Origin of the sequence: Streptomyces vulcanius, assembly GCF_042653945.1 — a bacterium.
Taxonomy (GTDB): Bacteria; Actinomycetota; Actinomycetes; order Streptomycetales; family Streptomycetaceae; genus Streptomyces; species Streptomyces mangrovi.
Map to the genome: position 1 here is coordinate 34459 of NZ_JBHSFK010000042.1, position 21892 is coordinate 56350.

The following is a 21892-nucleotide window of genomic DNA, read 5'->3' on the forward strand; positions in this document are numbered from 1 at the left end:
CTCCCTGTCCTTCCGCAGCTTAGTCCCGCAAGCGGGGACCGCTCATTCCAACTGCCGACACCGTCGATGGCCTCCTGACCCCGAACGCCGACATCTGCTCCAACCCGATGGTGCGAGACGATGTTCCCGCAGGCCAGGCAGTTACCCCTGTCTCCAGTACGCCGATGGCGAACGTGAGACGCCCTTTCCTGCGTGTCGCCCCCTCCCACTAGGCATGTCTTACCCGCTGCGACTGACAGTCCATGCCGTGCGCACCGGTTCCCTCCGCTACGGGCGAACAACCTTGCGCCCGCCGAGACCCCCACAAGCCCCCTTTTCCGCGACGCTGCGCGCCCACAGCACCACCCAGCGTAACTCGCGGCCCTTCCGGACGGTTGCACTCGGCATGCTTCCTCCACCCCGCCCGTCCGCCCACCCCCTCGGCTCGCCCGGCCGCCTGCGCCCCGGCTTCCCCGCCGGGCCGACGGCCGGCCCCCTGACCGGCTCGGACGCCGGTGTGCCGGTCGATCCCGCGACCGCGCCTTCGTCGGGACCCTCCGTACCCTCACCCTCCGCGCGCGCGGTGCCCCTGCCCCGCCGGCCGCTCGATCCCGCAGGGCCCGGCCCCGGCCCTCTCGCCCGTTTCGCAGGTCAGCCCGGTCCACACAGCCCTCTCCGCCCGGACCCCCGTATGCGCCGGCTTCAGCGTTGGTACGAGAGGCAGCTCGGGTGGGCGAGTGTGCCCGGGAGGCCGGTGCGGTTGGTGGTGGGGGAACGTTTCGACGTACTGGAGGTACCGCTCGAAGCGGGGCGCGCGGCGCTGGAGCGACTGGCGCCGGGGGTTCCCGTGGCCGCGGGGAGCGGCAGGATGCGGCTGCTGGTGGCCGCGGGGGGTGCGGAGGAACTGCCCGGCATCCTCGAATGGCTCGAGTGGGGCTCGCTGCCGCTGGATCTCACGGCGATCGGCACGGGCGGGCTCATGGAGGCCCCGCCGCCTCCCGGCCACAGCCGTGCCGTGCCTACACAGGGGGCCGCCGTATGGGTGCGGCCCCCCGAGGTGGGGTGCGAGGTCGAGGCCTCGCTGCCGACGATGTCGGCCCTGGGAGGCGCGGGGCACGCCCCCGATCTCGTACGGCTGGTGGACACGCTGGCGACGCATTGTCACCGTGTCCGGCTGCGCAGCGCCCGTACTCAGGCGTTGGCGTCCTCGTAAGCCTTGCGAATGGTCGCCGGCACTCGGCCGCGGTCGTTGACCTCGTAACCGTTCTCCTTCGCCCACGCACGGATCTGGGCGGTGTCCTGGCTGCTGCCGGAAGCCACCCGCGCCTTTCCGCGACCGCCCGAAGCACGGCCACCGGTACGCCGGCCGCCCTTCACATACGGGTCGAGAAGGCCACGCAGCTTGTCCGCATTGGCAGTCGTGAGATCGATCTCGTAGGTCTTGCCGTCCAGCGCGAACGTCACGGTCTCGTCCGCCTCGCCGCCGTCGAGGTCGTCGACAAGAAGGACCTGAACCTTCTGTGCCACCGGATTTCCTTTCATCGAAAACGTGAGGGACGGGTGTCCGCGGCGTCCGCCGTTTAGCCGCGCCCTGTTATATGCAGTACTGCAGTACGTCGGAAAGCAAACCGCTTTTGCTGGAAAAACACAAACCCCTGGGAGAGGTCGGCCACCCGCCCCTCGCCCGGAAACGTGCGCGTTTCGGACATAGGGCACCTGCCAAGGGCACTCGGCGGGAATGGCGCCGACGATCACAGATGCAGAAGCATCCGGCTGTTGCCCAAGGTGTTGGGTTTCACTCGTTCGAGTCCGAGGAACTCTGCTACGCCCTCGTCATAGGAACGCATGAGCTCCGCGTAGACATCGGTGTCGACCGGCGTCTCACCGATCTCCACGAAGCCGTGCTTGGCGAAGAAGTCCACTTCGAAGGTCAGGCAGAAAACCCGGCGAACACCGAGCCAACGCGCGGTGTGCAGCAACTTCTCCAACAACTGGTGGCCCACACCGCCCCCCTTCAGACCGGGCTTCACCGCGAGAGTGCGCACTTCCGCCAGGTCTTCCCACATCACGTGCAGGGCGCCACAGCCGACCACCTCGGCGTTGTCGTCGCGTTCGGCGACCCAGAACTCCTGGATGTCCTCGTAAAGGGTCACCGTCGCTTTGTCGAGCAGGATGCCGCCGCGGACGTACGCGTCAAGGAGTCTGCGCACGGCGGGGACATCGCTGGTCCGGGCCCGCCGGACGGTGATGGCTTTAGCCGTGACTTCGGTGTTCGCGGCGTTCTCGGCGTTCCCGGGGCTCTCTGCTGACATGAGCGGACGCTATCGCCCGCCGCCCTCCGTTGCCGAGCCGGGGTTCTCCCCGGCACTGCCCGCAGTTGCGGGTTCGGATGTTTCCGGACCCTGGACCATCCGTACGGCGTCGCGCAGCGCCCCTCGCTGTTCGTCGCTCATCATCCCGAAGAAGGCGACGAGAGCGGCGGCGGGGTTGTCACTCTGCGCCCAGGCGTCGTTCATGAGGGCGGCGGCGTAGGCGGCTCGGGTGGAGACCGCCTCATATCGATAGGCCCGGCCTTCCGCCTCGCGGCGCACCCAGCCCTTCTGATGGAGATTGTCCAAAACGGTCATCACCGTGGTGTAGGCGATGGACCGTTCCTGCTGAAGGTCTTCCAGGACTTCTCGAACGGTCACCGGGCGGTTCCAACTCCACACCCGCGTCATGACCGCGTCTTCGAGTTCTCCCAATGGGCGAGGCACAGCTCAGAACAATAGTGGGAGATCTCCTCCATCGCGTGCCGGACGTGCATGTTCATCTACAAACATGAACAAAAAGGGCGTACGACTCCGAAGGGAGCCGTACGCCCGGGAGACCGGCGGGTGCGATCAGGCGTCGGGGCCGGCGGAGGTCTGCCGTGCGGCCTCCACGCGCGCGAGGGCGGCGTCCACGGCCGCGTCCTCCTTGGCCTTGTTGGCGCCACCCTGGGTCTTCACGATCACCCTGATCAGACCGATGAAGAACACGGCCATGACGACGGGGGGCACCAGCGCGGAGACATAGTCCATGGATCCAGGGTAGCCACGGAGGAATGGGGCATCCGGGCGGGGGCCCGTATCCGGGTCCGGGCCGACGCTGGGGTCGTCAGCCCGCCACAAGCCGTTGCCGCTGCTGTTCCCGTTCCGGATCGGAGGGCGGTGGCGCGGGCTTGCGGCGCGGGAACACCTCGCCCGGCGTGGGGACGGGACGTCGCGCGGGCTCGGGCGTCGGAGTGGGGGGCCCCGCGGGACCGGGTCCGGGCTCGGGCCGTGAGGGCTTCTCGGCGGGCTTCCGGCGCGGCTCCTCACCGGGGTCCTCGGCGACGGCGGGAGGGGCGGGGAGGCGGTCGCGGCCCCCTGGAAGGGCCAGGAGGCGCGTACGGGACGCCGGCACGACCGGGGCGACCATGGACGTCTGGAGGGCCGCACGGCGCGCGAGACGGGCCCGTACATCCCTCTCGGCGGCCGTCTGGCAGCGGTCCAGGAGGGCGGCGGCCACCGGGTTTCCCCGCAGGGCGCGCAGGGCGGCGAGGTCGTCGGGGCCGGGGCGGTGGCCGGCGGCCAGTACCTCGTCCAGGAGCGTGAGGTAGCCGGCGGCGGTGCCGGGGAGGGCGGCGCGGTAGCGGGCGAGGTCGGCCACCAGGAAGGCCCGCAGCCGGGCGGCCTCGCGCATCGCCTCGTCGAGGGACTCGGCGAGGCGATGGCAGTCCTGGACGTCCTCGGCGCTGGCGGGGCCGGGGTGGAGGGCGAGGGCGAGGGCGCGGCGGAGCACACGCAGCTCCTCCGCGCCGAACGCCATGCCGCCGCGGGATCCGTATGGCGTGGGCATGGGCCGACGATACGCGCTAATCAGACAAATCCGACACCGTTACCGCCCTCGACGCGCCCGAATCCGCCCTCCCGGCCCCACGATCCGCGCAGCGACGGAAACCGACACACGTCCGTCCGGCCCGGCCCGTCCGCCCGCCGCGACCTGCAGCGCGCAGGAGACCGCCGCACACCTGTCCGGCAGATCCCGTGACCGGCCCGCCGGACGCCGGAGCCCAGCCCGGTCTCCCGGCCGCCCCCGCGCCCCGCGTGCCGCGTCGGTGGCTACATCCGCGACACGTTGCGTTCGTAGACCAGGCGTAGGCCGATCAGGGTCAGCCAGGGTTCGTGTTCGTCGATCACCGAGGATTCGCCGAGGACCATGGGGGCCAGGCCGCCCGTGGCGATGACGGTGACGTCGTCCGGGTCCTCGGCGAGTTCGCGGGCCATGCGGGTGACCACGCCGTCGACCTGGCCCGCGAAGCCGTAGACGATGCCGGACTGCATGGCCTCGACGGTGTTCTTGCCGATGACGCTGCGCGGCCGGGCCACCTCGATCTTGCGGAGTTGGGCGGCCTTCACCCCCAGTGCCTCGACGGAGATCTCGATGCCGGGGGCGATGACCCCGCCCACGTACTCGCCGCGCGCGCTCACCGCGTCGAACGTCGTCGCCGTACCGAAGTCGACGACGATCGCGGGGCCGCCGTAGAGCTCGTTCGCGGCGACCGCGTTGATGATGCGGTCGGCGCCGACCTCCTTGGGGTTGTCGAAGAGGATCGGCACGCCGGTCTTGACGCCGGGTTCGACGAGGACGGCCGGGACGTCGCCGTAGTAGCGGCGGGTGACCTCGCGCAGTTCGTGCAGCACCGACGGCACCGTCGCGCAGATCGCGATGCCGTCGATGCCGTCGCCCAGCTCCACCCCGAGGAGCGGGTGCATGCCCATCAGGCCGTGGAGGAGGACCGCGAGCTCGTCGGCGGTGCGGCGGGCGTCCGTGGAGATGCGCCAGTGTTCGACGATGTCCTCACCGTCGAACAGGCCGAGCACGGTGTGCGTGTTCCCTACGTCGATCGTCAGCAGCATGGCCGGTCCCCGCTCTCTACTGCGCCGCGCGCAGGTCGAGGCCGATGTCGAGGATCGGCGAGGAGTGGGTCAGGGCCCCGACGGCCAGGAAGTCGACGCCGGTGTCGGCGTACACCTTGGCGTCGTCCAGGGTGAGCCGGCCGGAGGCCTCGAGGAGGGCGCGGCCGTCGACGACCGCCACCGCCTCCTCGCACTCCCCCGGCGTGAAGTTGTCGAGGAGGATGAGGTCGGCGCCCGCGTCCACGACCTCGCGCAGCTGGTGCAGGGTGTCGACCTCGACCTCGATCGGCACATCCGGGAAGGTGTCCCGTACCGCCTGGAAGGCCTCGGCGACGCCGCCCGCGGCGACCACGTGGTTGTCCTTCACCAGGGCCGCGTCGGACAACGACATGCGGTGGTTGACGCCACCGCCGCAGCGGACCGCGAACTTCTCCAGGGCGCGCAGGCCCGGGGTCGTCTTGCGGGTGTCACGCACGCGTGTCTTCGTGCCGTCCAGGACGTCCGCCCACGCGCGCGTGGCCGTCGCGATGCCGGACATCCGGCACAGCAGGTTGAGCGCGCTGCGCTCGGCGGTGAGGAGGTCGCGGGTGCGGGTGGTGACGGACAGCAGCTTCTGCCCGGCCTCCACGCGGTCGCCGTCCTCGACGTGACGCTCGACCTCGAACTCGTCGGTGCAGACCACAGAGACGACCGCCTCGGCGATCCGCAGGCCGGCCACGACGCCTCCCTCGCGCGCCACGAAGTCGGCGGTGGCCACGGCCTCCTCGGGAATGGTCGCGACGGTCGTCACGTCCACGCCGTTGTCGAGGTCCTCCTGGATGGCGACGTTGGCGATGTCCTCGACCTCGACGGGGTCGAGGCCGGCGTCGGACAGAAGCTGGGCGAGCGCGGGGTCGAGCCCGCACTCCAGGTACTCGGCGTCGTCCTCGGCGCCGCAGGCGCAGCCGTCGCCGCAGCCGCCGCTCTGGGCGAGGGGAAGGTCGGGGGTGCTCACGTCTGTGTCACTGCTCCTGCTGGGGCTGCCGGGTCGGGGGGAAGTCTGCGGTATCGGTGGTGTGTACGGCGAGCGTCCGGTCCGGATTCAGCCGTACGACGATGTGACGGCGCCAGGCCGTGTCGTCGCGGTCGGCGCGGTCCTCGCGCCAGTGGCAGCCGCGGGTCTCCTCGCGCAGCGCGGCGGCGGTGACCAGGACGCGGGCCACGCACAGGAGGTTGGTGGCCTCCCAGGTGTCGACGCCGGGCTCGGCGGTCTTGCCGTTCTCGTCGAGGGCGTCGCGGGCCTCGGTGTGCATCCGCTGGAGCTGACCGGCGGCCTTGTCCAGCGAACCGGCCGAGCGCAGCACGCCGGCGCCCTGGGTCATGATCCGCTGGATCGCGAACCTGTCCTCGGCGGCGAGCAGCGGGTGGGCGGGCTTGCGCGGCTGCTCGACGGGGGCGGGCACGCGCGCGTGGAGGTCGTCGGCGCCCCGGCTCGTGGCGATGTCGACGGCGATCCGCTCGGCGTAGACGAGGCCCTCCAGGAGGGAGTTGGAGGCGAGCCGGTTCGCGCCGTGCACGCCGGTGCAGGCGACCTCGCCGCACGCGTACAGGCCGGGGACGGTGGTCCGGCCCCGGGAGTCGGTGCGGACGCCGCCGGAGGCGTAGTGGGCCGCCGGAGCTATCGGGATGGGCTCGTGGACGGGGTCGATGCCGTGGGCGCGGCAGGCGGCGAGGATGGTCGGGAAGCGGTGCTCCCACATCTCGGCGCCGAAGTGCCGGGCGTCGAGGAACATGTGCTCGGCGTCCAATTCCTGCATGCGGCGCATGATGCCCTTGGCGACGATGTCCCGGGGCGCCAGCTCGGCCAGCTCGTGCTGCCCGACCATGAACCGCACGCCGTCCGCGTCGACCAGGTGGGCGCCCTCGCCCCGCACCGCCTCGCTGACCAGCGGCTGCTGGCCCTCCGCGTCGGCGCCGAGGAACAGCACGGTCGGGTGGAACTGCACGAACTCGAGGTCGCTGACCTCCGCGCCGGCCCGCAGCGAGAGCGCCACGCCGTCGCCGGTCGACACGGACGGGTTGGTGGTGGCGGAGAACACCTGGCCCATGCCGCCGGTCGCGAGGACGACCGCGGGGGCGTGCACGGCGCCCACGCCGTCGTGCTGGCCCTCGCCCATGACGTGCAGGGTGACGCCGGCGGTACGGCCGTCCGCGTCCGTCAGCAGGTCGAGCACGAGCGCGTTCTCGACCGTACGAAGCCCACGCGCGCGTACCGCCTCGACGAGTGCCCGGGAGATCTCCGCGCCGGTGGCGTCGCCGCCCGCGTGGGCGATCCGGCGGCGGTGGTGGCCGCCCTCGCGGGCCAGCTCCAGGTCGCCCTCGGCGGACTCGTCGAAGTGCGCGCCGGTCGCGATAAGCCGTCGTACGGCGTCGGGTCCCTCGGTGACGAGGATCCGTACGGCGTCCTCGTCGCACAGACCGGCGCCCGCCACCAGGGTGTCGTCCAGGTGCTGCTCGGGGGTGTCGCCCTCGCCGAGAGCCGCGGCGATGCCGCCCTGCGCCCAGCGGGTGGAACCGTCGTCGAGGCGGGCCTTGGTGACGACGACCGTGCGTAGGCCCGAGGCCTCACAGCGCAGGGCCGTGGTCAGACCGGCGACGCCGGAGCCGACGACCACCACGTCCGCGTCGATGGACCACCCGGGGGCGGGCGCGTGCAGTCGTATGCCGGTGCTGCTCACGAGGCGGCTCCGAGGGTTCCGAAGGTGAGGGGGAGGTTGTCGATCAGCCGGGTCGTCCCGACCCGGGCGGCGACGGCGAGGACGGCCTCTCCGATGAAGTCGTCCTGGATCTCGGCGAAGTCGCCCGGGTCGACGAGCGCGAGGTAGTCCAGTGCCAGCGGCGGCGTCTGCCGGGCGGCCTCGTCGAGGACCGCGCGGGCGGCGGCGCGGACGGCGGCCGGGTTGCCGGGGGCGGCCTTGGCGACGGCATGGGTGTCGGCCGCCGCGCGGGACTCGCCGAGGGCACTGAGCGCCTCGGCACGCGCGTGCGTGGCGGGCACCTCGAGCGCGCGTGCCCGCAGCGCCTCCTGGGCGGCGTGCCGGTCACTGCCCGCGAACAGCGCCGCCGACAGCGCGAGCGCGGTGTGGCGCTCCTGGGCGGACAGAAAGCGGTTGCGGCTGGACAGGGCCAGGCCGTCGGCCTCGCGGACCGTCGGCACGGCGACGATCTCCACGCCGAAGTTCAGGTCGCGGACCATACGGCGGATCAGCGCGAGCTGCTGGGCGTCCTTCTGGCCGAAGAGCGCGGCGTCGGGCCGGGTGAGGTGCAGCAGCTTGGCGACGACCGTGAGGACGCCGTCGAAGTGCCCGGGGCGCGACGCGCCCTCCAGGCGCTCCCCCATGGGTCCCGCGCTGATCCGGACCTGGGGTTCGCCGCCCGGGTAGACCTCGTCCACGGACGGGGCGAACACGACGTCCGCGCCGGCCGCCTCGGCGATCTTGAGGTCGGCGTCCAGGGTGCGCGGGTAGCGGTCGAGGTCCTCGCCCGCGCCGAACTGCAGCGGGTTGACGAAGACCGTGACGACCACCTCGCCGTCCGGCCCCGCGAGCTCGCGCGCGGTGCGGACAAGGGTGGCGTGGCCCTCGTGCAGGGCGCCCATGGTCATCACGACGGCCCGGCGGCCGGTGCGCACGCGTGCGTGCAACTCGGCGGCGGTGCGCAGCAGGGTGGTGGTCATCGGCCGTCTCCCTCGGCGCCGCCGGTTCCGTCGGTACCGTCGCCGGTTCCGTCGGTCCCTTCGCTCTCGTCGCTCCCAGGGGTCTCAGGGGTCCCAGGGATCCCACCAGCCCGAGGGATCCCTCTGGTTTCGTTCGCGAGGACCCCGAGGAGGTCCTCGGCGAGTTCCGGCTTGAGCAGTCCGTGGGCGAGCGCGCGGTCGGCGGTCGCGCGGGCCATCGCGAGGTATCCGTCGACGGTGGCCGGTGCGTGCCGGCGCAGCTCCGCGACGTGGGCGGCGACCGTGCCGGCGTCCCCGCGGGCGACGGGGCCGGTGAGGGCCGCGTCGCCGGAGCGCAGGGCGTTGTCGAGGGCGGCGCCGAGCAGCGGGCCGAGCATCCGGTCGGGCGCGTCGACGCCCGCCGTGCGCAGCAGCTCCATGGACTGGGCGACCAGGGTGACGAGGTGGTTGGCGCCCAGGGCGAGGGCGGCGTGGTAGAGCGGGCGGTTCTCCTCGGCGATCCACTCCGGCTCGCCGCCCATCTCGATGACGAGGGCCTCGGCGGCCAGCCGCAGCGCGTCGGGCGCGGTGACGCCGAAGGAGCAGCCGGCCAGCCGCTGCACGTCCACGGGCGTGCCGGTGAAGGTCATCGCCGGATGCAGCGCCAGCGGCAGCGCGCCAGCCCGCAGGGCGGGGTCGAGGACGGTCGCGCCGTACCGCCCGGAGGTGTGCACGAGGAGCTGCCCCGGCCGTACGGCCCCGGTCTCGGCGAGGCCCTGCACCAGCCCGGGGAGAGTGTCGTCGGGGACGGTCAGCAGCACCAGGTCGGCCCGCCGGAGAACCTCGGCGGGCGGCACGAGCGGCACGTCGGGCAGGAGCAGCGCGGCCCGTCGCCGGGAGGCGTCGGAGACACCGGAGACGGCCACCGGGCGGTGTCCGGCCAGCTGGAGGGACGCGGCCAGGGCGGGTCCCACCCGGCCGGCGCCGACGACGCCGACGTTCAGCCGCGCGGGGCGGTCCCTGGGATCTGGTTGTTGAAATGCACTCACGCGAGGGCGGCCTTCCCGTTCCAGTCCGCGCGGGGTACCGGACGATTTCTCGTCATGTTAACGCGATCGGAGTCCGGAGCGGGCCGGCGAGGAAGGTGCTCGGTCACGTCGGCGCGCGGCAGGTGGTCCCCGATGGCCCCTCCCGATTGACGGCCGTCGTCAATCGGGAGGGGCGCTGTCAGTGGCGGGGTGCACCATGACCACATGAGTGTGCAGATCGACATCGCGGGGCTGCGGCCGGAGCGGATCGCCGTCGTGCCCTCGCCCCTGGCCGAGCTCGGCATGGCGCTGCACGCGCTGTCCGAGCCCGGTCACCACCCGGGACTCCAGGGCTGGGTCACCGGGGTCACCGCGCGGCTCGACCCGCATCTGGCGGACCGGATGTGCGAGGCCGAGTTCCTGTGGCGGACGACGTTCTCGGACCTCTTCCTGCCGTACGCCGGCCTCCCGGGCCGCGACACCCTCCCCACCCCCACCCTCGCCGAAGAGCTGGACCTCCTCGACAAACTGACGGACGAACAGTTCACGGACGCGGCCCTGGAGTTCACCTGCGCACCGGATTACGACCAGCCGGGTCCCGCCGTCCTCACCGACCCGGCCCAGCGCCGCCGCGCCCTGGAGCTGGCCGCCACGCGCGGGCCGCGTCAGGCGCGGTTCGCCGAGCGGCTGCTCGACGACCCGCCCCGGGTGCGCGGCTGGATCAGACAGTTCCTGGAGGACTGCGACGAGGCGTTCTTGGCCGACGTCTGGGCCCGGGTGCGCCACCCCCTCGCCGCCGACGCCCGCCACAAGACGGACCTGCTGCGCCACAAGGGCCTCGCGGAGGCGCTCGCCTCGGTGTCCTCCGCCGTGACGCTCGACGAGAGCGGTGCGCGGATCACCGTGGACAAGCTGGTCGGGGGCCGCACCTCGACGGCCGACGGCGGTCTGCTGCTCGTACCCACCAGCCTGGGCTGGCCGCACCTGCTCGTGCTGCACCGCCACGGCTGGCAGCCGGTCCTGCACTACCCGGTCGGCTCCCCTGAGCTGGCCGCGCCGCCCTCCGTCGAGCAGCTGACGCTGCGCATGACCGCGCTGTCCCACCCCGTACGGATGCGGATCTGCCGGCTGCTCGCGCGCAGCGCCTACAGCACCACCGAGCTGGCCCAGGTGCACGGCATCACGGCCCCCGAGATATCCCGCCACCTCGGCGTCCTGAAGAAGGCGGGCCTGATCACCACCCGCCGCCGCGGCCGGTACGTCCTGCACCAGCTCGACGTGACGGTGGTGGCACGGCTGGGCAGCGACTTCCTTGAGGGCATACTCCGCTGACCACCAGGCGGGCTCCGAGGCCGGGTGTCAGCCGTGGCCACCCGCGCGTACCAGCCCCGTCTCGTACGCCAGGACCACCACCTGCACCCGGTCCCGCAGCCCCAGCTTGGTCAGGATGCGGCCCACATGGGTCTTCACGGTCGCCTCGGACAGCACCAGCCGGGCCGCGATCTCCCCGTTGGACAGCCCCTGGGCGACCAGCACCATGACCTCGCGCTCTCGCTCGGTGAGCCGCTCCAGCTCCTTCTGCCGGGGCTCCTTGCCGGTGGCGGGCAGCATCGGCGCGAACCGGTCGAGGAGGCGCCGGGTGGTGGACGGGGCGACCACCGCGTCACCACTGTGCACGGACCGGATCGCGGTGAGCAGCTCCCCGGGCGGCACGTCCTTCAGCATGAAGCCCGACGCGCCCGCCTTCAGCCCGGAGAACGCGTACTCGTCGAGATCGAAGGTGGTCAGGATCAGTACCTTCGGCGGATCGTCCTCCGCGCAGATCCGCCGGGTGGCCTCCACCCCGTCCAGCTTCGGCATCCGGACGTCCATCAGTACGACGTCGACGGCCGTGGACCGCACCACCTGCAGGGCCTCGACACCGTCGCCCGCCTCGGCCACGACCTCCATGTCCGGCTGGGCGGCGAGCACCATCCGGAACCCGGTGCGCAGCAGCACCTGGTCGTCGACGAGCATCACGCGGATCGTCATCGGGTCCTCTTCCGTAAATTGATCGGCTGGTGGTGGCGGTGCGGGGGCGTGACAGGTGTCAACGAGGGGCGTGCGTTTGCGTCAATGCGCTGGTTTGAGCGGCAGCAGGGCGCTGATGCGGAATCCTCCGCCCGGACGCGGTCCCGCGTCCAGGGTGCCGCCCACCATCCCGACCCGCTCGCGCATCCCGATCAGGCCGTGGCCCCGGCCGTCCACGCCGCCCTCCTCGTACAGCTCGTGCGGGGCACCCTTGCCGTCGTCCTCGACGAGCAGGCCGAGGCCGTCGTCGAAGTAGACAAGCCGCACACTGGCGCCCGCGTTCGGCCCGCCGTGCTTGCGTGTGTTGGTCAGCGCCTCCTGGACGATCCGGTACGCGGTGAGCTCGACCCCGCTGGGCAGCGGTCGCGGCGTGCCCTCGATCTTGAAGTCCACCGGCAGGCCCGAGCCGCGGCACTGCTGGACGAGGTCGTCGATCTGCTCGACGTCCGGCTGCGGCACGTACTCGCCGCCCTCCTGGTGCTCGCCGGTGCGCAGCACGCCCAGCAGGCGGCGCATCTCGGCGAGGGCCTGACGGCCGGTGGAGGAGATCGTCTCCAGCGCCTTCTTCGCCTGGTCGGGCGCGGCCTCCATGACATACGCGGCGCCGTCGGCCTGCACCACCATCACCGACACGTTGTGCGCGACGACGTCGTGCAGCTCGCGGGCGATCCGGGCGCGCTCGGCGGCGACCGCGACCTTGGCCTGCGCCTCGCGCTCCTTCTCCAGCCGCGCCGCCCGCTCCTCCAGCTGGGCGAAGTAGGCCCGCCGGGTGCGCGCCGAGTCGCCGAGCACCCAGGCGAGGGCGAACGGCACCGTCTGGAAGACCACGACCGCGACCATGCCCGGCACGCTCACGTCCTCCTGCGGCCAGCGCAGCTGTGCCACGGTCGCCGCGCTCAGCCCGGTGAACAGCGCGAGCGTGGAGGCCCAGCGCGCGCCGGTCGCGGCGACCGTGTAGACGATCACCAGCAGGGCGAAGTCGGCGAGCGTGACCCCGACGTCCAGCGTCAACTGGACCACCCCGAGCCCGATGGCCAGCAGCAGCATCTTCTCCGGCATCCGCCGACGCAGCGCGATGACCAGGCACAACAGGAAGCCGACGGAGGCCAGCAGCGGCATGGAGTCGGTGCCGCCGCGCTCCTGGCCGGCGGTTCCGGTGGCAGCGGAGAGCCCGAACAGGACGAGGGCCCAGAAGCCGTCGAACCAGGTCGGGTGTCTGCGGAGGAAGTCGTAGAGGCGCTGCACGTAACCCAGCGTAGGGAAGTGGAATGTGTGTGGGGGTCAACCGGAGGGCCGATCCGGTCCGGGCGCGCGTACTCCCCAAGGTGGAGGCAGTGATCACCTGTGCGCCTAGTCTGACCGGATGGCGCAGAAAGTGGCGGACTCCGGGGCGGGCTCCGGCGAGTGGCGCGGATGGCGGGCGGCGACCCGTGCCGCGCTGTACGGCGAGGGCGGTTTCTACGTCCGCCCCGAGGGCCCGGCCGCCCACTTCCGTACGTCCGTCCACGCGTCGCCGCTCTTCGCCGAGGCGGTCGCCCGGCTGCTGTGCCGCGTGGACGAGTCCCTGGGGCGGCCCGAGCGGCTCGACTTCGTCGACATGGCCGCCGGACGCGGCGAACTCGTCACCGGTGTGCTGGCCGCGCTCCCCTCCGAGGTGGCCGCCCGCACGCGCGCGTACGCCGTCGAACTCGCCGCCCGCCCCGAGACCCTCGCCCCCGGGATCACCTGGCTGCCGGAGCCCCCGGAGACGATCACCGGGCTCCTGTTCGCCAACGAGTGGCTCGACAACGTGCCTGTGGAGATCGCCGAGGTGGACGCGTCAGGCGTGCCCCGCCTGGTCCTGGTCGGCACCGACGGCGGCGAGCGCCTCGGGAACCCGGTGTCCGGCCCGGCGGCGGAGTGGCTGGCGCGCTGGTGGCCGCTCCCGCCCGAGGAAGGACTCCGGGCGGAGATCGGCCACCCGCGCGACACGGCCTGGGCGGCCACCGTCGCCCGCCTCCACCGCGGCCTGGCGGTCGCCGCGGACTACGCCCACACCAAGGCCGGCCGCCCCCCGTTCGGCACCCTCACGGCCTTCCGAGAGGGCCGCGAGACCTCCCCCGTACCGGACGGCTCGTGCGACATCACGTCCCACGTGGCCCTGGACGCGTGCGAGGAGGCGGTCGGGTCCGCCGTCGCCCGAGGACGTCTGCTCACGCAGCGCGCCGCCCTGCACGCCCTCGGCATCACCGGCGCGCGCCCCCCGCTCTCGCTGGCCTCCACGGACCCCGCCGCCTACGTGCGCGCCCTCGCGGCTGCCGGGGAGGCCGCCGAGCTCACCGCGTCGGGCGGGCTGGGCGACTTCGGGTGGCTGGTCCAGCGGGTTGGAATTCCGGACCCACTGGCCCCGCCGACATGACGACTGCTGACGACTGCTGACGACTGCTGACGACTGCTGACGACTGCTGACGACTGCCGATGATTACTGATGACTACTGATCTGCTCATGGCTGCTGATGGCTGTTACTTGTCGATGTCTCCGACCACGAAGAACATCGACCCCAGGATCGCCACCATGTCCGCGACCAGCGTGCCCGGCAGCAGTTCGGTGAGGGCCTGGATGTTGTTGTAGGACGCCGAGCGCAGCTTCAGCCGGTACGGGGTCTTCTCGCCCTTGCTGACGAGGTAGTAGCCGTTGATCCCGAGGGGGTTCTCGGTCCACGCGTACGTGTGCCCCTCGGGCGCCTTGAGGACCTTGGGGAGCCGCTGGTTGATCGGGCCGGGAGCCAGCTCCGCGAGCCGGTCCAGGCAGGCGTCCGCGAGGTCGAGCGCGATGTGCGTCTGGGCGAGCAGACACTCGAAGCGGGCCAGGCAGTCGCCCTCGGTGCGGGTGACCACCTTCAGGGTGTCCTGGAGCTCCCCGTAGGCGAGATAGGGCTCGTCGCGGCGCAGGTCGAAGTCGACGCCCGAGGCCCGCGCGATCGGCCCGCTCACGCCGTACGCGTGCACGGCCTGTGGTGTGAGCGAGCCCACGCCACGGGTGCGCCCCCGGAAGATCTCGTTGCCGAGGACGAGGTCGTCGAAGACGTCCATGCGCGAGCGCACGGCGGACACGGCGCCACGCGCGCGTGCGGCCCAGCCGGCCGGAAGGTCCTCCTTGAGGCCGCCGACGCGGTTGAACATGTAGTGCATACGCCCGCCGGAGACCTCCTCCATGACGTTCTGCAGCACCTCGCGCTCACGGAACGCGTAGAACACCGGCGTGATGCCGCCCAGCTCCAGCGGGTACGACCCGAGGAACATCAGGTGGTTGAGCACCCGGTTCAGCTCCGCGAGCAGCGTGCGCGTCCACACCGCGCGCTCGGGGACCTCCATGCCGAGCATCCGCTCCACGGCGAGGACAACGCCCAGCTCGTTCGAGAAGGCGGACAGCCAGTCGTGGCGGTTGGCCAGCATGACGATCTGGCGGTAGTCGCGCGCCTCGAACAGTTTCTCCGCGCCGCGGTGCATATAGCCGATCACCGGCTCCGCGTGCCGGATCCGCTCGCCGTCCAGCACGAGCCGCAGCCTCAGCACACCGTGCGTGGAGGGGTGCTGCGGGCCGATGTTCAGCACCATGTCGGTGCTCTCCGCGGCGCCGCCGATCCCGACCGTGGTCTCCGTCGTGGGAGTCATGGTCCCAGTCTCCCCTACGTACGCTGGCGGTATGGAAACGGGGAGCCCGTCAGGGACACCGACGGCACAGACGGCAGAAACAGCACAAACGGCACAGACCGCGCCGACCTGGACCGGACTGCCTCCCGGGCTGCTGCGGATGCGGCGGCTGATGCTGGTGGTGTGGCTGGGCCTGGCGGCCGTCGGCCTGGGGGTGCTGCTCGGCCTGCTCGTCGGCCCGGCCTGGGCCGCGTTCGGGGCGCTGCCGCTGGCCGGGATCGCCTGGGGCTGGGTGCTCCTCGGCCGCAACTGGCACTCCTGGCGGTACGCCGAGCGCGCCGACGACCTGCTGATCAGCCGGGGCGTGCTCTGGCGCGAGGAGACCGTCGTGCCCTACGGGCGGATGCAGTTGGTCGAGGTGACCTCCGGTCCCGTCGCGCGGCACTTCGGGCTGGCGAGCGTCCAGCTGCACACCGCGGCCGCCGCGACCGACGCGACCATCCCGGGCCTCGACCCGGCCGAGGCGGAACGGCTGCGGGACCGGCTCACCGAACTCGGCGAGGCCCGATCGGCGGGACTGTGACGACGCCGGGCGTGGACGACGACGTACCGGGCATGGCAGACGACGTACCGGGCGTGGCGGACGACGTACGCGAGGCGAAGCCGCAGCGGACCGTCACCGAGCGCCGGCTGCACCCCGTGACGCCCTTCCGGCGCGCGTGGGCGCCCGTCGCGGTCCTCGTCGGCTGGGCGGCGCACGACCCGAACCAGACGCAGGAACAGCTCACCCGGCTGACCACGACGACGCTCCTGCTCGCGCTCGCCGTGCTCGTCCCGGTGGCGTCCGCCTACGGCTTCCTCAGCTGGTGGTTCACCCACTTCGCGGTGACGGACGGCGAACTGCGCATCCGCACCGGCCTGTTGTTCCGGCGTACCGCGCACATCCGCATAGAGCGCATCCAGGCGGTCGACGTCACCCAGCCGCTGCTCGCGCGGATCGCGGGCGTCGCGAAACTGCGGCTCGACGTCGTCGGCGCCGAGAAGAAGGACGAGCTGGCCTTCCTGGGCGAGGCGGAGGCACGCGAGCTGCGCGCCGAACTCCTCGCGCGGGCGGCGGGTTTCGCCCCCGAGACGGCGCACGAGGTGGGCGAGGCGCCCGCGCGCGAGCTGCTGCGCGTCCCGGCGCGCGACCTCGCGATCGCGCTGGTGCTGACCGGCGCGACCTGGGGCGCGCTCGCCGCGGCGCTGGTCGTGCCGCCCTTGCTGTGGCTTGCCACCCACAGCGTGGTGACGGTCCTGGCGACCGGTCTGCCCCTCCTGGGCGCGGCGGGTGCGCGCAGCGCGGGACGGTTCGTGGGCGAGTACGACTGGACGGTCGGCGAGTCCCCGGACGGGCTGCGCATCGACCACGGGCTGCTCGACCGCGCGCACGAGACGGTGCCGCCGGGACGCGTGCAGACCGTGCGGATCGTCGAGCCGCTGCTGTGGCGGCGGCGCGGCTGGGTACGCGTGGAGCTGAACGTGGCCGGTTCGGCCAACTCGGTGCTCGTGCCGGTCGCCCCGCGTGAGGCCGCCGAGGCCGTCATCGCGCGCGTGCTGCCCGGGACGGCCGTTCCGGACCCGGCCTCGCTGGCGCGCCCGCCGCGCCGGGCCGGGCGCTGCGTGCCGCTGTGGTGGCGGGGGTACGGCATCGCCGTCACGGACACGGTGTTCGCGGCCCGGCACGGCCTGCTGCACCGGAGCCTGGCGCTCGTGCCGCACGCCAAGGTGCAGAGCGTGAGGCTGTCCCAGGGGCCCTGGCAGCGCCTCTGGCGCCTCGCGGACGTCCATGTGGACACGGGGGCCGACAAGACCGTCACGGCGCGGCTGAGGGACGTACAGGAGGCCGCCGAGCTGCTCCACGGTCAGGCCGAGCGCTCACGGACGGGACGCCGGGACGCCCGGCCGGACCGGTGGATGGCCTAGACATCCACCGGCCCCTCCGGTGACTGACGGGGTGACGGAACGGTTCGTCAGGAGACCGCGCTGCGCAGGCCCTTGAGGTGGATCTGCTGGAGGTCGATGTGCTCGGTCTCGTCGTGCGCGGTCAGGTCGATCACCTGGCCCACCCCGCGCGACTCCTCCCCCGCGGGCTTGAACGCCGACTCGGCCTCGGCCTTGTGCAACGCGAGGGCCTCCTGGCCGACGACGTCGGCGAGGTCCTCGTTCTGCACGGCCTCCAGGGTGGCCGGTCCCGCGTTCTTCGTACCGAAGAAGTCGAACCCGCCCTCGGCCGTGGGACGCCGTACGGGCGCGGTGGCCGGTACGACGGCGACGGCGGTCGGCACGGTGAAGTGACCGGAGGGCCGCTGTACGGCGGCGGCGGGGCGCGGGACGAGGGCGACGGACTCCTCGGTGAGCGTGCCCTCCGCCTCGGCCTCCGCCTCTGCCTCGGCGTCGGCTTCCTGCTCGGCGGCCGGTGCGGGGGCGGTCGCGTGCACGTGCTCGTCGACCGCCTCGGGCTTCCCCGCCGCCTCGCCCTCCTTGTCGTCCGCCGACGCCTCGTCGGCGTCCTCGCGGTCGGCGCTCGCGTCGTTCTTGGCCGCGGCGACCGTGTCCTTGGCCACCGCCACGGCGTCCTTGTCGAGCCTGGCGAGGGCCGCCCGGGCGCGCTGGAACAGCTTGGAGCCCTCCGGGGTGAAGGCCTTGGGAGCCTCGGCCCCCTCCTCGGAGACGGCCGCCTCGGTCTTCTTGTCGCCGTCCTCCGACGCGCGCGCCGCCGGCAGGGCGGGGGCGTCGTCCTCGCCCGGGCTGCCGCTCTCTATCTCCAGCAGACGGCGGCCCTCCAGGGCGCTCGCCCGCTCGGTCTCCGCAGTGGCGTAGCGGCGCAGCAGCGCGGCGTGCTCGTTGCGCAGGCCCGCGAGTTCGGTGCGCTTGGCGCGCAGCCGCTGCTCCAGCTTGGTGCGCAGCTCACGCGACTCGTCGAGGTCGGCCTCGAGTTCGGCGACGCGTTCCTCGAAGCGCCACTCGTCACCTGCACGCGCGCGTATGAGGTCAGCGACCTGTTTACCTGCGTGTATGTCCCAGCGGCGCATCACGAAAGCGCCGGCAACCGCCGTCACCGCCGCGGCCGCGGCCAGGCCCCGGAGCACGAGGGGCTCCGTGAACAGCCAGGGGCCGAGGGCGCACACGACGGAGACGCCTGCGATTGCCGAGGGAGGCAGCAGCCTGTGCAGTGGCGGTGAATGGCGATGACGTCCACGTGGCATGGCCAGAAACTTACCGCGCGTAGACGAATGTTGGCGCCCCGCACCGCAAAAAGACAGCCATACCGAAGTCTTCACAGAGAAACAAGATCATTTCTGGTCCCACGCTCAGTGGCCGCCCAGCCGCCCGCTGATCCACCGCAGTGTCGGCGGGATCTCCCGCCGCCAGGTGTTGAAGTTGTGCCCGCCGCTGTCGAGGATGATCGACGAGATCCTGGTCCTCCCCGTGGCCTTCACCTCGTCTATCAGCCTCAGCGTGGCCTTGTAGTTGGACTCCCCGACCTTGCTGCTGGTGACGAGCAGCGAGGTGTCCGGAGCGGAGCGATTCCTCAGATACCAGTGCAGATCGGCCTCGTTGCGCAGGGTCGCGTTCCCGTGGAAGAGGTCGCCGGTGGTCGGGTCGGTCGGCGCCTTGTAGTACGCGGACAGCCCGGCGCCCGCCGCGTACACCTCGGGGTGGTGCATCGCGAGCTTCAGGGCGCAGTAGCCGCCCGTGGAGTCCCCGATGATGCCCCAGCTGCCGGGCTTGCGGCCCACCCGGTAATGGGCCGCCACGGCCTCCGGCAGGTCCTTGGCGAAGAACGACTCGGTCTGCGGCCCGCCCGGGATGTCCACGCACTCCGTGTCCCGCGGCGGCGCCACCGTCGGCCTCATCATCACCAGGATCATCGGCTGCATCCGCCCGTCCTCGGCGAGCTCCCGCGCGGTGCGCGGGTAGTGCAGCTTGTCGACGAGCGCCTGCGCCGTGCCGGGGTAGCCGGTGAGGACGACGGCCGCGGGGAACGTACGCGTGCGGTTCCGCGAGTCGAAGTACTCCGGCGGCAGATACACGTACGCGGGCGTGGCGATGTGCGTCGTACGGCCGTTGATCGACACCTTCTGTATCTGCCCGCCGTACTCGGGCCGGCCGCCGCCCCTGTCCACCCGCCGGACGTCGAGGACCTGGAGCGGCCCCGCCGGGGCACCGCCCGCCGCGTGGTCGACGACCACGCCCTGCCCGGTCTCCCGGCCGAACAGGTCCGCCCAGCTGGCGTAGAAGCCGAAGGCCTGGTTGGCGGAGAGGCCCACCGCCACGAACAGCGCCAGCTGGGTGGACAGCAGCAGGGCGACCCGTCCGCCGACGGCCCGCCAGGAACGGCGGGCCAGCCGCGGCCACAGCCACACCGTGCCGGCGAACAGCAGTAAGGCCGACAGAACTGCCAGCAGCAGCACCTTGTTGCTCGTAAGACCCATGTGCGGTGTTTTCCTGCCTGATCTCGGTCCGGGCGCCCGTCCGCCCCCGGCCACTTCGCAAGGGCTTGTCCCGGACTTTCCTTGGCCTTTTCGGCGGCTTTGAAGAGAGGAGTGAACCTCTCTCCCTGAGACACCGTCCTAGAGGGCGCAATGTCGCCGGATGCCCGAATCGGGCCCGGATCCAAGGTCTCTCGCGGAACTACGGGATGCGATGTCTGTCAGGGAAGATGGGGAAATGTCGGGCGGGGTTCCGAGCCGATCAAGCAGTGCGCGGCGGATAGTGCGAGGTCCGCGCCCCGAGTCCGTGCCCGCCCTCGTCGGCCGGGCCTGTGCCCTCGTGGGTCTGCTGGATGTCGCCGCCGGCGTCTTCCCGCGGTTCCGTCACAGTCGTATGCACACCCTCGCCGAGGTGCTGCCGGGCTCGTTCGGCCCGTTCGTGGCCGCGCTCTCGCTCAGCGCCGGTGTCCTGTTGCTGCTGCTCGCGCACGGCCTCAAGCGCGCCAAGCGGCGCGCGTGGCGGGCCGCCGTGGTGCTGCTCCCGGCGGGCGCGGTCGCGCAGTTCGTGTACCGCCACTCGATCGTGGGCGCGCTCATCTCGCTCATGCTCCTGGTGCCGCTGATCGTCCACCGCGACCAGTTCAGGGCCCTGCCCGATCCGCGCAGCCGGTGGCGCGCGCTCGCCAACTTCGTCCTCATGGGCGCCGGTTCCCTCGGTCTCGGGCTGGTCATCGTCAGCGTCCACCCGAACCGCCTGATCGGCGACCCGAGCCTGGCCGACCGCATCACGCACGTCCTGTACGGCCTGTTCGGCTTCGAGGGCCCGGTCGACTACCAGGGCACCACCTCGTGGACCGTCGCCTTCTCCCTGGGCGCCCTCGGCTGGATCACCGCGGTCACCACCATCTACCTCGCCTTCCGCCCCGAGCACCCGGCGGCGCAGCTCACCGAGCAGGACGAGGCCCAGCTGCGCACCCTGCTGGAGAAGCACGGCGGACGCGACTCGCTCGGCCACTTCGCGCTGCGTCGCGACAAGGCCGTCGTGTTCTCCCCCAGCGGCAAGGCGGCGGTGACCTACCGCGTCGTCTCCGGTGTGATGCTCGCCAGCGGCGACCCCATCGGCGACGTCGAGGCCTGGCCGGGCGCCATCGAGCGCTTCATGGACGAGGCCAAGGCGCACTCCTGGACGCCCGCCGTCATGGGCTGCTCGGAGACCGGCGGCGAGGTCTGGACCCGGGAGACCGGCCTCGACGCCCTCGAACTGGGCGACGAGGCGGTGGTGGAGGTCGCGGATTTCTCCCTCGCCGGCCGTGCGATGCGCAATGTGCGGCAGATGGTCAAGCGCATCGAGCGCGCCGGTTACGAAACCCGGGTACGACGTGTCCGTGACCTCGGTGAGGCCGAGCTGGAGCGGATCCGGCGGGCCGCGGAGGACTGGCGCGGCACCGACACCGAGCGCGGCTTCTCGATGGCCCTGGGCCGCGTGGGCGACGCCGCCGACGGCGACTGTCTCGTCGCGACCGCCCACAAGACCGACGAGGAGCCCGGTCCGTACGGCGACCTGAAGGCGATCCTGCACTTCGTCCCCTGGGGCACCGACGGCGCCTCCCTGGACCTGATGCGCCGCGACCGCTCGGCGGACCCGGGCATGAACGAACTCCTCATCGTCGCCGCGCTCCAGGCCGCCCCGAAATTCGGCGTCACGCGCGTGTCGCTGAACTTCGCGATGTTCCGCTCGGCACTGGCGCGCGGCGAGAAGATCGGCGCGGGTCCGGTCCTGCGCGCCTGGCGCGGTCTGCTGGTCTTCCTCTCCCGCTGGTTCCAGATCGAGTCCCTGTACAAGTTCAACGCGAAGTTCCAGCCCCGCTGGGAGCCCCGCTTCGTCGTCTACCGCGCCTCGGGCGACCTCCCCCGCATCGGCTTCGCCGCCATGCAGGCCGAGGGCTTCGTCAACCTCGCCGTCCCGCTGCCCCGTTTCCTGCGCCGCCGCACCAGGCCGGCACGCGCGTGTGCGCACGGATTGGCCGAAAGAGACGTACGGGCGGCGTGAGCGGAGCGCCGGGCGGTCACCGGGACCGGTCCGGGCGGGAG

Annotated in this window: 21 protein-coding genes; 6 read left to right on the plus strand and 15 right to left on the minus strand. The window is 72.3% G+C overall.

Annotated features, from left to right (window positions below; translation table 11 throughout):
- The first annotated feature begins 562 nt into the window (after nucleotides 1–562).
- Nucleotides 563–1192 (plus strand): SCO3374 family protein, encoded by a 630-nt coding sequence (locus tag ACFPIH_RS43810; RefSeq protein ID WP_381184526.1) that lies wholly within the window; start codon nucleotides 563–565, stop codon nucleotides 1190–1192.
- On the opposite strand, the gene ACFPIH_RS43815 is transcribed toward ACFPIH_RS43810, so the two are convergent.
- From ACFPIH_RS43815 to ACFPIH_RS43860, 10 genes are all read right to left on the minus strand, one after another.
- Nucleotides 1171–1506: a histone-like nucleoid-structuring protein Lsr2 gene (locus tag ACFPIH_RS43815; RefSeq protein ID WP_381184358.1), complete on the minus strand. Its 336-nt coding sequence runs from the start codon at nucleotides 1504–1506 to the stop codon at nucleotides 1171–1173. The two genes, ACFPIH_RS43810 and ACFPIH_RS43815, sit on opposite strands and share 22 nt — an antisense overlap.
- 224 nt (nucleotides 1507–1730) lie before the next feature.
- Complete coding sequence (locus tag ACFPIH_RS43820; RefSeq protein WP_381184361.1) at nucleotides 1731–2291, minus strand: amino-acid N-acetyltransferase; 561 nt, start codon at nucleotides 2289–2291, stop codon at nucleotides 1731–1733.
- A gap of 9 nt (nucleotides 2292–2300) precedes the next feature.
- On the minus strand, nucleotides 2301–2723 hold the full coding sequence (locus ACFPIH_RS43825) for a BlaI/MecI/CopY family transcriptional regulator (RefSeq protein ID WP_381184527.1): 423 nt from the start codon (nucleotides 2721–2723) through the stop codon (nucleotides 2301–2303).
- Nucleotides 2724–2861: 138 nt separating this feature from the next.
- Nucleotides 2862–3041 carry a hypothetical protein gene (locus tag ACFPIH_RS43830; protein ID WP_381184364.1) on the minus strand — a complete coding sequence of 60 codons (180 nt, stop codon included), beginning with the start codon at nucleotides 3039–3041 and terminating at the stop codon, nucleotides 2862–2864.
- Nucleotides 3042–3117: 76 nt separating this feature from the next.
- Nucleotides 3118–3810, minus strand: a complete 693-nt coding sequence (locus tag ACFPIH_RS43835; protein ID WP_381184530.1) for a hypothetical protein — start codon at nucleotides 3808–3810, stop codon at nucleotides 3118–3120.
- A 293-nt stretch (nucleotides 3811–4103) separates the two neighbouring features.
- Complete coding sequence (locus ACFPIH_RS43840) at nucleotides 4104–4901, minus strand: type III pantothenate kinase (protein ID WP_381184367.1); 798 nt, start codon at nucleotides 4899–4901, stop codon at nucleotides 4104–4106.
- 16 nt (nucleotides 4902–4917) lie between these two features.
- Complete coding sequence (gene nadC, locus ACFPIH_RS43845) at nucleotides 4918–5895, minus strand: carboxylating nicotinate-nucleotide diphosphorylase (protein ID WP_381184370.1); 978 nt, start codon at nucleotides 5893–5895, stop codon at nucleotides 4918–4920.
- A 7-nt stretch (nucleotides 5896–5902) separates the two neighbouring features.
- The gene (locus ACFPIH_RS43850) at nucleotides 5903–7618 is read right to left on the minus strand and encodes an L-aspartate oxidase (protein ID WP_381184372.1); all 1716 of its coding nucleotides are present in this window, start codon (nucleotides 7616–7618) and stop codon (nucleotides 5903–5905) included.
- The gene (panC, locus tag ACFPIH_RS43855; protein ID WP_381184374.1) at nucleotides 7615–8616 is read right to left on the minus strand and encodes a pantoate--beta-alanine ligase; all 1002 of its coding nucleotides are present in this window, start codon (nucleotides 8614–8616) and stop codon (nucleotides 7615–7617) included. Before panC ends, ACFPIH_RS43850 begins: the two co-directional genes overlap by 4 nt.
- Complete coding sequence (locus tag ACFPIH_RS43860; RefSeq protein WP_381184376.1) at nucleotides 8613–9644, minus strand: Rossmann-like and DUF2520 domain-containing protein; 1032 nt, start codon at nucleotides 9642–9644, stop codon at nucleotides 8613–8615. Before ACFPIH_RS43860 ends, panC begins: the two co-directional genes overlap by 4 nt.
- Before the next feature lie 204 nt (nucleotides 9645–9848).
- Here ACFPIH_RS43860 and ACFPIH_RS43865 point away from each other — a divergent pair, with 204 nt between their 5' ends.
- Nucleotides 9849–10955 carry a DUF5937 family protein gene (locus ACFPIH_RS43865; RefSeq protein WP_381184379.1) on the plus strand — a complete coding sequence of 369 codons (1107 nt, stop codon included), beginning with the start codon at nucleotides 9849–9851 and terminating at the stop codon, nucleotides 10953–10955.
- A gap of 27 nt (nucleotides 10956–10982) precedes the next feature.
- On the opposite strand, the gene ACFPIH_RS43870 is transcribed toward ACFPIH_RS43865, so the two are convergent.
- Together ACFPIH_RS43870 and ACFPIH_RS43875 are read right to left on the minus strand one after the other, a co-directional pair.
- Entirely contained in the window at nucleotides 10983–11654 is a 672-nt protein-coding gene (locus ACFPIH_RS43870; RefSeq protein ID WP_381184382.1) for a response regulator transcription factor, read from the minus strand.
- Between the two features lie 81 nt (nucleotides 11655–11735).
- The gene (locus tag ACFPIH_RS43875) at nucleotides 11736–12938 is read right to left on the minus strand and encodes a sensor histidine kinase (RefSeq protein WP_381184385.1); all 1203 of its coding nucleotides are present in this window, start codon (nucleotides 12936–12938) and stop codon (nucleotides 11736–11738) included.
- A gap of 118 nt (nucleotides 12939–13056) precedes the next feature.
- On the opposite strand from ACFPIH_RS43875, the gene ACFPIH_RS43880 reads away from it, so the two are divergent.
- Nucleotides 13057–14091 (plus strand): SAM-dependent methyltransferase, encoded by a 1035-nt coding sequence (locus ACFPIH_RS43880; RefSeq protein WP_381184388.1) that lies wholly within the window; start codon nucleotides 13057–13059, stop codon nucleotides 14089–14091.
- A 104-nt stretch (nucleotides 14092–14195) separates the two neighbouring features.
- Here ACFPIH_RS43880 and ACFPIH_RS43885 read toward each other — a convergent pair whose 3' ends face one another.
- On the minus strand, nucleotides 14196–15347 hold the full coding sequence (locus tag ACFPIH_RS43885) for an NADH-quinone oxidoreductase subunit D (protein ID WP_381184391.1): 1152 nt from the start codon (nucleotides 15345–15347) through the stop codon (nucleotides 14196–14198).
- 31 nt (nucleotides 15348–15378) lie between these two features.
- On the opposite strand from ACFPIH_RS43885, the gene ACFPIH_RS43890 reads away from it, so the two are divergent.
- Both ACFPIH_RS43890 and ACFPIH_RS43895 read left to right on the plus strand, forming a co-directional pair.
- Complete coding sequence (locus ACFPIH_RS43890; protein ID WP_381184393.1) at nucleotides 15379–15909, plus strand: PH domain-containing protein; 531 nt, start codon at nucleotides 15379–15381, stop codon at nucleotides 15907–15909.
- A 32-nt stretch (nucleotides 15910–15941) separates the two neighbouring features.
- Complete coding sequence (locus tag ACFPIH_RS43895) at nucleotides 15942–17291, plus strand: PH domain-containing protein (RefSeq protein ID WP_381184532.1); 1350 nt, start codon at nucleotides 15942–15944, stop codon at nucleotides 17289–17291.
- 47 nt (nucleotides 17292–17338) lie between these two features.
- Here ACFPIH_RS43895 and ACFPIH_RS43900 read toward each other — a convergent pair whose 3' ends face one another.
- Complete coding sequence (locus ACFPIH_RS43900) at nucleotides 17339–18574, minus strand: hypothetical protein (protein ID WP_381184396.1); 1236 nt, start codon at nucleotides 18572–18574, stop codon at nucleotides 17339–17341.
- Between the two features lie 105 nt (nucleotides 18575–18679).
- Entirely contained in the window at nucleotides 18680–19804 is a 1125-nt protein-coding gene (locus ACFPIH_RS43905) for an alpha/beta hydrolase (protein ID WP_381184399.1), read from the minus strand.
- A gap of 235 nt (nucleotides 19805–20039) precedes the next feature.
- On the opposite strand from ACFPIH_RS43905, the gene ACFPIH_RS43910 reads away from it, so the two are divergent.
- On the plus strand, nucleotides 20040–21851 hold the full coding sequence (locus tag ACFPIH_RS43910; RefSeq protein ID WP_381184402.1) for a phosphatidylglycerol lysyltransferase domain-containing protein: 1812 nt from the start codon (nucleotides 20040–20042) through the stop codon (nucleotides 21849–21851).
- Nucleotides 21852–21892 lie beyond the last annotated feature (41 nt).

Excerpts from the sequence above, each read along its gene's own strand:
- ACFPIH_RS43820 (WP_381184361.1), bottom strand. The coding sequence starts at position 2,291 with ATGTCAGCAGAGAGCCCCGGGAACGCCGAGAACGCCGCGAACACCGAA.
- ACFPIH_RS43830 (WP_381184364.1), bottom strand. The coding sequence starts at position 3,041 with ATGGACTATGTCTCCGCGCTGGTGCCCCCCGTCGTCATGGCCGTGTTC.
- ACFPIH_RS43835 (WP_381184530.1), bottom strand. The coding sequence starts at position 3,810 with ATGGCGTTCGGCGCGGAGGAGCTGCGTGTGCTCCGCCGCGCCCTCGCC.
- ACFPIH_RS43840 (WP_381184367.1), bottom strand. The coding sequence starts at position 4,901 with ATGCTGCTGACGATCGACGTAGGGAACACGCACACCGTGCTCGGCCTG.
- panC (WP_381184374.1), bottom strand. The coding sequence starts at position 8,616 with ATGACCACCACCCTGCTGCGCACCGCCGCCGAGTTGCACGCACGCGTG.
- ACFPIH_RS43865 (WP_381184379.1), top strand. The coding sequence starts at position 9,849 with ATGAGTGTGCAGATCGACATCGCGGGGCTGCGGCCGGAGCGGATCGCC.
- ACFPIH_RS43870 (WP_381184382.1), bottom strand. The coding sequence starts at position 11,654 with ATGACGATCCGCGTGATGCTCGTCGACGACCAGGTGCTGCTGCGCACC.
- ACFPIH_RS43880 (WP_381184388.1), top strand. The coding sequence starts at position 13,057 with ATGGCGCAGAAAGTGGCGGACTCCGGGGCGGGCTCCGGCGAGTGGCGC.
- ACFPIH_RS43885 (WP_381184391.1), bottom strand. The coding sequence starts at position 15,347 with ATGACTCCCACGACGGAGACCACGGTCGGGATCGGCGGCGCCGCGGAG.
- ACFPIH_RS43890 (WP_381184393.1), top strand. The coding sequence starts at position 15,379 with ATGGAAACGGGGAGCCCGTCAGGGACACCGACGGCACAGACGGCAGAA.
- ACFPIH_RS43895 (WP_381184532.1), top strand. The coding sequence starts at position 15,942 with ATGGCAGACGACGTACCGGGCGTGGCGGACGACGTACGCGAGGCGAAG.
- ACFPIH_RS43900 (WP_381184396.1), bottom strand. The coding sequence starts at position 18,574 with ATGCCACGTGGACGTCATCGCCATTCACCGCCACTGCACAGGCTGCTG.
- ACFPIH_RS43905 (WP_381184399.1), bottom strand. The coding sequence starts at position 19,804 with ATGGGTCTTACGAGCAACAAGGTGCTGCTGCTGGCAGTTCTGTCGGCC.
- ACFPIH_RS43910 (WP_381184402.1), top strand. The coding sequence starts at position 20,040 with ATGTCGGGCGGGGTTCCGAGCCGATCAAGCAGTGCGCGGCGGATAGTG.